7 protein-coding genes are annotated in these 7152 nt (G+C 68.5%); 4 read left to right on the plus strand and 3 right to left on the minus strand.

The window, feature by feature from the left end:
• Positions 1 to 4: 4 nt before the first annotated feature.
• Together ACFY10_RS25530 and ACFY10_RS25535 are read left to right on the plus strand one after the other, a co-directional pair.
• Positions 5 to 1573, plus strand: coding sequence for a glycosyl hydrolase 53 family protein (locus ACFY10_RS25530; protein WP_390667516.1), 1569 nt, complete (start codon positions 5 to 7; stop codon positions 1571 to 1573).
• 205 nt (positions 1574 to 1778) lie between these two features.
• Complete coding sequence (locus ACFY10_RS25535; RefSeq protein ID WP_390667517.1) at positions 1779 to 2303, plus strand: GNAT family N-acetyltransferase; 525 nt, start codon at positions 1779 to 1781, stop codon at positions 2301 to 2303.
• A gap of 1512 nt (positions 2304 to 3815) precedes the next feature.
• Here ACFY10_RS25535 and ACFY10_RS25540 read toward each other — a convergent pair.
• Together ACFY10_RS25540 and ACFY10_RS25545 are read right to left on the minus strand one after the other, a co-directional pair.
• On the minus strand, positions 3816 to 4025 hold the full coding sequence (locus tag ACFY10_RS25540) for a hypothetical protein (RefSeq protein ID WP_390667518.1): 210 nt from the start codon (positions 4023 to 4025) through the stop codon (positions 3816 to 3818).
• Between the two features lie 4 nt (positions 4026 to 4029).
• Positions 4030 to 4557 carry an ATP-binding protein gene (locus ACFY10_RS25545; protein ID WP_390667519.1) on the minus strand — a complete coding sequence of 176 codons (528 nt, stop codon included), beginning with the start codon at positions 4555 to 4557 and terminating at the stop codon, positions 4030 to 4032.
• Positions 4558 to 4757: 200 nt separating this feature from the next.
• On the opposite strand from ACFY10_RS25545, the gene ACFY10_RS25550 reads away from it, so the two are divergent.
• Positions 4758 to 4988, plus strand: coding sequence for a DUF397 domain-containing protein (locus ACFY10_RS25550; RefSeq protein ID WP_390667520.1), 231 nt, complete (start codon positions 4758 to 4760; stop codon positions 4986 to 4988).
• 97 nt (positions 4989 to 5085) lie between these two features.
• Positions 5086 to 6006: a helix-turn-helix domain-containing protein gene (locus tag ACFY10_RS25555; RefSeq protein WP_390667521.1), complete on the plus strand. Its 921-nt coding sequence runs from the start codon at positions 5086 to 5088 to the stop codon at positions 6004 to 6006.
• Between the two features lie 15 nt (positions 6007 to 6021).
• Here the strand turns inward: ACFY10_RS25555 and ACFY10_RS25560 are convergent, their stop codons facing one another.
• Positions 6022 to 6840 carry an SAM-dependent methyltransferase gene (locus tag ACFY10_RS25560; RefSeq protein WP_390667522.1) on the minus strand — a complete coding sequence of 273 codons (819 nt, stop codon included), beginning with the start codon at positions 6838 to 6840 and terminating at the stop codon, positions 6022 to 6024.
• Between the last annotated feature and the right edge of the window lie 312 nt (positions 6841 to 7152).

Here is a 7152-nt window from a genome sequence, read left to right on the forward strand (position 1 = left end):
GACGATGTTCCATCCCAGACGCACCCTCAGGGCCCTGCTGCTGCCGCTCGTGGCCGGGCTCGCCCTGATCGCCCTGCCCGCATCCAGCGCGCAGGCGGCAAGCACGCTCACCAACGGCGGCTTCGAGTCCGACGGCACCGGTACCGCCACGCCGACCGGCTGGTCGACATACTCGGCAGCCGGACAGAACTCCGCCTCGTTCACCGAATCCGGTGGCCACAGCGGCAGTTACCGCCTGTCCCACTACTCGGCCTCCGCCTACAAGGTCGAGACGTACCAGTACCTGTCGGGGCTGACCAACGGCAACTACACACTCACCGCCTGGGTCCGCTCCAGCGGCGGGCAGAACGCCGCCTACATAGCCCTGAAGAACTGCGGCAGTTCGGAGCAGCGCACCGACCTTCCGGTGTCCACCAGCAGCTGGGTGCGCATCGTCACATCGATCAATGTGACGAACAGTCAGTGCACCATCAGCATCAACAGTGACGCGAACGCCGGCAACTGGATCAATGTTGACGACCTGACCTTCGCATCCGGATCAACCGGCCTGTCCATCAAGGGTGCCGACATCTCCTCCCTCGCCAAGAGCGAGGCCCTCGGCGGCGTCTACAAGACCAGCTCCGGCACCACCGGCGACGCGGTCACCATCCTGAAGAACGCCGGCATGAACTACGCGCGCCTGAAGGTGTGGGTCAACCCCGCCGACGGCTACAACAACAAGACGCGCGTGCTGGCCATGGCCAAGCGCATCAAGGCGGCCGGCATGAAGCTGCTGGTCGACTTCCACTACTCGGACAAGTGGGCCGACCCGGGCGCCCAGAGCAAGCCCGCAGCCTGGTCCGGCCACAGCTACAGCCAGCTGAAGACCGACGTCTACAACCACACCTACGACGTCCTCAACGCACTCAAGTCCCAGGGCACCACCGCCGACATGGTTCAGGTCGGCAACGAGATCAACGCCGGAATGCTGTGGAACGAGGGCTCCACGGACAACTGGTCGCAGCTCGCGGGCCTGATCAACTCCGGCTACAGCGCGGTCAAGGCGGTCTCCTCCAGCACCCAGGTCGCCCTGCACCTGGCCAATGCCGGTGACGACGCCACCGTCCGCTGGTGGTTCGACAACGCCAAGACATACGGCATCAACTACGACGTGATCGGCCTGTCGTACTACGGCTACTGGCACGGCTCACTGGCCGCCGCGCAGACCACCCTGGACGACGTGGTCTCCCGCTACGGCAAGCCGGTGTTCATCGCCGAGACGGCTTACCCGTTCCGGCTGGACAGCAAGGACTCGCTCACCAACCAGATCGACACCACCGGCGAACTGGTCACCGGCTACCCGGCCACCCAGGCCGGCCAGCTGGCCTGGATGAACGCCGTCGCGAACATCGTGGAGGCCGTCCCCGGCAACAAGGGCCTCGGCGTCTTCTACTGGGAGGCGACCTGGACCGCGGTCACCGGCAACGGCTGGGACCCGACCGACTCCACCTCCGGCAATGGCTGGGAGAACCAGGCCCTGTTCGACTACGACAACAAGGCCACCTCGGCCACGAGCTGGTTCAGCCACCGCTGAACCTGTGTGGAGAGCGCTCGGCCGCCGGGGAGCGATGCTGCTGGTCGGTGCGGACCCGGCGTGACGTCGGCTTCCGGGACCCGGTTGGGGTCTTGGAAGCCGACGTTGTTGTTTGGGGAGGGTGTCGAGCAGACCGGCGCCGACGGGCTGCCGCCGTCGGAGAAAACAAGGTGGCCTCGGCGTACCGCCTGGGTAGGGTTGGGCAATGCCCGAGCTGAAGCGGCTGCATGTTGGCCATGCGCCGGCGGTCCTGGCCTTCGAGTTGGCCAATCGCGGCTACTTCGCTGCCTCGATCTCCGACCGCGGCGACGACTACTTCGCCCAGTTCACCGACAGGTACAACGCCTTGCTGGCTGAGCAGGAGGCAGGCATCTGCGCCTTCTATGTGCTCGTCGCCGAGGACAGCTCGGTGCTCGGCAGGTTCAACCTGGTCGACATCGAGGACCACACTGCGGAACTCGGCTACCGGGTCGCCCAGCACGTCGCAGGCCGCGGCGTGGCGACCGCGACCGTCAGGGAAGTGTGCCAACTGGCGGCGGCCCGGCACGGGCTGCGCACAGTGCGAGCGGCCGCGGCCCGCCAGAATGTCGCGTCCCACAAGGTGCTGACCAAAGCCGGGTTCGTCCCCGTCGGCGCCGCCGACCCGGCCCACCTCGGCGGTAAGCCGGGCACTTGGTATCAGCGCGACCTGGTGCCCCAGCCGGACAGCGCGACCTTGCCGGGGTCATGAGACCGGCCGGTGCCTTGCCTCCAGGCATCGACGACTCGGACGATTCCTGCGTCCGGCCGGGACGCTGCCTGCTCCGCCGCTCTCCGCACCGGCCCGGGCCACCCGCCGCTGGCACGCACGCGTACTGACCCGGTCCTCCGCGCCCCGGATCACAAGCAGCGCTCCTGGGGCTGGGCGACCGTCGCCTCCGGGGCATCGGCGACATGGATGCAGGCGAGGTGGATCACGCGCCGCAGCCCAGCCCCCTTCCAGACCGGTCGGCGCGACTGGGACAGGCCGGACGGCTCGTGCCGGGGTCCAGGCTTCGGTGCGGCAAGCGGTGGTGCTCGCCGAGCATCGTGACCGGCCGGCCCGTCGAGGCTGCAGCCGACGAAGAAGATCATCGCCCGGGTGCCAGTCGCTCTCCCCGGAAGCGCGCGGGAGTCGGCCCAGGCGCAGCCGCTTGACGCGGATCTACACGACCGGACGACCACGGCCCGGTCCTGGCCCGAGCCGTGCGGGTGGACCAAGGGCAGGTCAGATGCCGCCTGGACCCGCTCCGCACCCAGCGCATGTCTCCCTGAGCGAAGATGGAGGGGAGGCACAACGATGGCTCGCATACTCGTCGAGGGTGATGACCTGGTTGTGCGGCTGGCCTTGTGGGAGAAGGCGGCCGTGCGCCGCGGTGACGTGCGTGTGCCGCTGGCGGCGGTGCGCCGGGTGACGGTCGAGCCGGACTGGTGGCGTGTCCTGCGCGGAATCCCAGAGGGTGGCATCTGCATTCCTGGCGCCCTGTGCCTTGGCATGCGCGGCCATCACGCCGGGAAGGACTTCGTGGCAGTGCGGCCCGGCAGACACGTGGTGTGCGTCGAACTGTGGCCGTCCGCCGCTTTCCGCCTTCTCGCCGTCGCCGCGCGGACCGATCGGGAAGCCGAGGCTGCGGCGTCGAGGCTCCGCCTGATCGCACCGAAGGTGGACACGTCCACGCCTTGCCGGCAACCGCTCCCTGTGCCCGAGGAATCGGAAGGTCGCTCTGCTGGGATGCCTGTCCTGGAGCCCGTGACCGTTGAGCGACGGCGTTCCGACCAGGCCGGCGAGGGCAGGGCACGTGAGGATGTCGGCTGCGCGCGGTGAGACGAAGCCGTCGGGGCCCAGCAGCAGCGGGCTGCGGGCGGGAACCTTGGGTGCCTGCAGCCGGCCCAGCGGCCGGGCCCGGCCGCTGGGCACCATCAGGTGACTGACCAAACCGGTGGCCGCATGGCGCGAACCGAAACCCCCGCCGCCACCACCGGCCCCACCGCTGCGATCCGGGCTCATCCCTGGACAGGCCGCCTCGCCACGGCCTCCCCTGTGACCAGGCGGATCAATACCTGCCTTTGTCGCCGAGCCCCCGCTGTTCACGAGTGCAGCTCTGCACCGTCGCCCGGGACGATGACCAGCACCTTCCCACAGCGGCATGTGCAGCCTCTGCAAGCTTCCACGCCTCCGCGAAAGGGCATCTTTCTGCTTCTACTGCCCGATCGAAGCGGTTGCCTAGTCGACGAGGAAGCCGTACCGGCAGATCCGGTTGCGCAGTCGTTCCAGCGCGGTGCGCGCTGCGCCCGCGTCGCCCGAGGCGACGGCGGCGAGCAGGAAGGGGATGGCCGCAGCGGATCCGGTGGCGTCCTTGATCTCGCGCCAGGGCACCTGTGCGACGTCTCCGAGCGTGGTGGCCGACCGGTCGTGTCCGACGAGGATGCTCATGGCTTCAGGGCGTCGCGGTGCCGTTCGGTAGGGCAGTGCGACGGGTGGGCAGCATGGCCCAGACGGTCTTGCCGGTGGGGGCGGAGCGGGTCCAGCCCCAGTGTGCGGACAGGGCCTCGACGATGTGCAGGCCGCGGCCGTGCTCCTGGAGCTGGTCCGTCCTCCTCGGGCAGGCCGGCAGGGTGCTGGCCGGGTCGGTGACGGCACACACCAGGTGGTCGGAGCGCAGGGTGAGCCTCAGCCATACCTCGAGCTCGGCCTCGCCGACGGGGTTGCCCGGCCGGGCGTGCACCACGGCGTTGGCGACGAGTTCGGAGACGATGCTCAGCGCGTCGTCACGGCAGTGGTCCAACTGCCAGACGTCGAGGGCCCGGTCGGTGAAGTCGCGCGCCTGGGCGCATTCCCGGCCGGTGTCGGGCAGGCGCAGGGCGGCAGTTCTGGGCGTGCCATGCGGGGGTACATCCGGCGGTGCACTTCGATCCGACGTGCTCGTAGCCGGGCTGAACAGGGCTGCCGAGTGCGCGGGCGACACAGCGCCTCCCTGAGAGGACGTCAGGACGGGGCGTCTGCGTGGAGGTTGACGCCTTGGCTATTATCCACGCCGAGAGTGACTTCGTGCAATTTCACGGGAAATTGCGCGCGTCGAGGGGAAGTCCGGCGCCGCACGCCGTCGCCTGTGCCCACGGGGGCGCCAGGTCTGCGGCGTGACGGAACACATGCAAGGAGAGTGTCGTGCCGTCAGTTCAGAACGGGGTACGGGCCAGTTCGCTGGGCGTGGACTGGATCAAGAGCCGCCACAGCAACGCCGAGGGGAATTGTGTCGAGGTGGCCGCCTTGCCCGGCGGAGACATCGCCCTGCGCAACTCCCGTGACCCACAGGGACCGGCGCTTGTCTACACGCCGGCCGAGGTGGCCGCGTTCCTGGCGGGCGCGAAGGACGGCGAGTTCGACCACCTGCTGTGACACGGTTACCGGCGATCCGCTTCGGCCGGGGCATGCACCGGCAGGCGGCAACAATGCGATAATGCGGCCTGTCGTCGTCTGCCCACGGGGAGTCAGGATGCACTCCGAGTCACCGCGCATCTCCCGCCTCGAACCGTATCTGAGTCGCACCGAACCCGCTCCGACGTTGCTGAAGATGCTGGTCGGGGTTCAGCTGGCGGGTATCCGCGAAGACGTGGGCATGGCTCAGGAACAGGCCGCGCGCGCCGTGGGGTTCAGCCCGGCGAAACTGTCACGCATCGAGGCGGGCAAGGGCCGCCGCCCGCCCACCGAGGGCGACGTCCGAGCACTGCTGGACCTGTACAAGACGGAGGACTACGAGACGTCGGTGCTGCTGCAGCTGCTGCGGCGGGCCGGGGAACCGGGATGGTGGCAGCGCTTCGACAAGCGGCTGATGCCGGAGTGGTTCGACCGTCTGGTCGGGCTGCAGGAAGCGGCCCAGGCGATCCGCACGTTCGAGATCCAGTACGTTCCCGGGCTGCTGCAGACTCCGGCCTACACCCGTGCCGTGGTGGAGCGCGGCCTGCCCACGGCGCCGGCCCGCGAGGTGGAGCGCCGTGTCGAACTCCGCACCCGGCGAAGCGAGTTGCTCCGGCGCACCGATGCCCCCCAGCTGTGGGCGATCGTCGACGAGTCGGTGCTGCTGCGCGTCCTGGGCAGCCGCGAGGTGATGCGCGCGCAGCTGGAGCACCTGGTCACGATGGCGCAGCTGCCTCATGTGACCGTCCAGATCGTCCCCTTGGACGTGACGAACGCCTCCGCACCGGCCATCCCCGTCACCTACCTGCGCTTCGGCGGCCTCGACCTGCCCGACATCGTCTATCTCGAGCACATCCGGAGCGCCACGTTCTTGGAGGACCGCGACGAGACGGAGGAGTACCGGGTGACCCTGGACCGGCTGGCTGACGAGGCCCTCAACCCCCGCGAGTCGCTGGCCCTCCTCCGTGACACCGTCGAGCGGCGGTACGCGGGGGCGTGACCCCCGCGCGCCCCACTACCGGAGTCGGCCCACTCCGCCGAACTCGATCCACTCCTGGGTGAGCTGACGCGGCGCCACCTCGTTGTCCGGCCGCCAGGTGGACACCTCCACCAGGCCCGGCTCGAGGATGTCCATCCCCTCGAACCACGCCGCGACGTCCTTCTCCTGCCGCACCCGGCCCCAGTGTCCCTGCGTCGCCTGATCCATGAAATTGGTGACGAAGTCCCGCACCTCCGGGTCCTCGCTGACCAGCTGGCACATCACCAGACAGCTGCCGGGCACGAGCCGTTCGGCCACCCGCCGCACCACCGCCGGCGGCCCGTCGCTGTCGCTGTCCGGAATGCAGTGGAACACCGAGTTGAACAGCACCGCCACGGGCTGCGAAAAGTCGATCAGCCGCTGGGTGTCGGCGTGGGAGAAGATCGCGTCGGTCTCGCGCAGGTCCGCCTGGATGACGGCGGTGCGCTCGTCCTGCTCCAGCAGGGCCCGGCCATGCACCAGGACCATCGGGTCATTGTCGACGTAGACCACCCGCGACGCCGGATCGACCTGCTGCGCCACCTGGTGCACGTTGTTCTGCGTGGGCAGACCCGACCCGTGGTCGAGGAACTGGCGCATGCCGTACTCCCGCGCCAGCGTGCCCACCACCCGCTGCAGGAAACGCCGGTTGTTCAGCGCCAGCGCCCGTGTGCTGGGCACCACCTTGTCCAGTTCCTCGCAGGCAGCCCGGTCGACGGCATAGTTGTCCTTGCCGCCCAGATAGTGGTCGTACATGCGAGCGGCCGTCGGGACCGTCGCATCAATCTTCGTCGACAATTGCTTTCCCGACTCCATCGTCGCCCCCACTCCCGCGCCTTACCCAGCGCACCAGCACGCAAGGCAATACATCCTAGAGACACCAGAGTTGCCCCAACCACCCCCTTGATCGAACCCGCGCTGGAAACTGCAGCGGCAGCCATGGATGTGGGGGGTCTTCAACTGCTGGTCTTCAAAGTCGGATGAGTGAGCGTAACCATGCGTGAGTGAGTGTCGTTGTCAGAGCATGAATCTCAGAAGCCGTTGTCTTTCCGGATGTGATCGTTGAGTTTCCGCTGCTCAGACATGGTTCGGGCGTCGTTGCGGGAGAGTTCGGGCGATCAGATCGTT

The sequence above is a fragment of the Streptomyces sp. NPDC001401 genome (assembly GCF_042895385.1).
GTDB lineage: Bacteria > Actinomycetota > Actinomycetes > Streptomycetales > Streptomycetaceae > Streptomyces.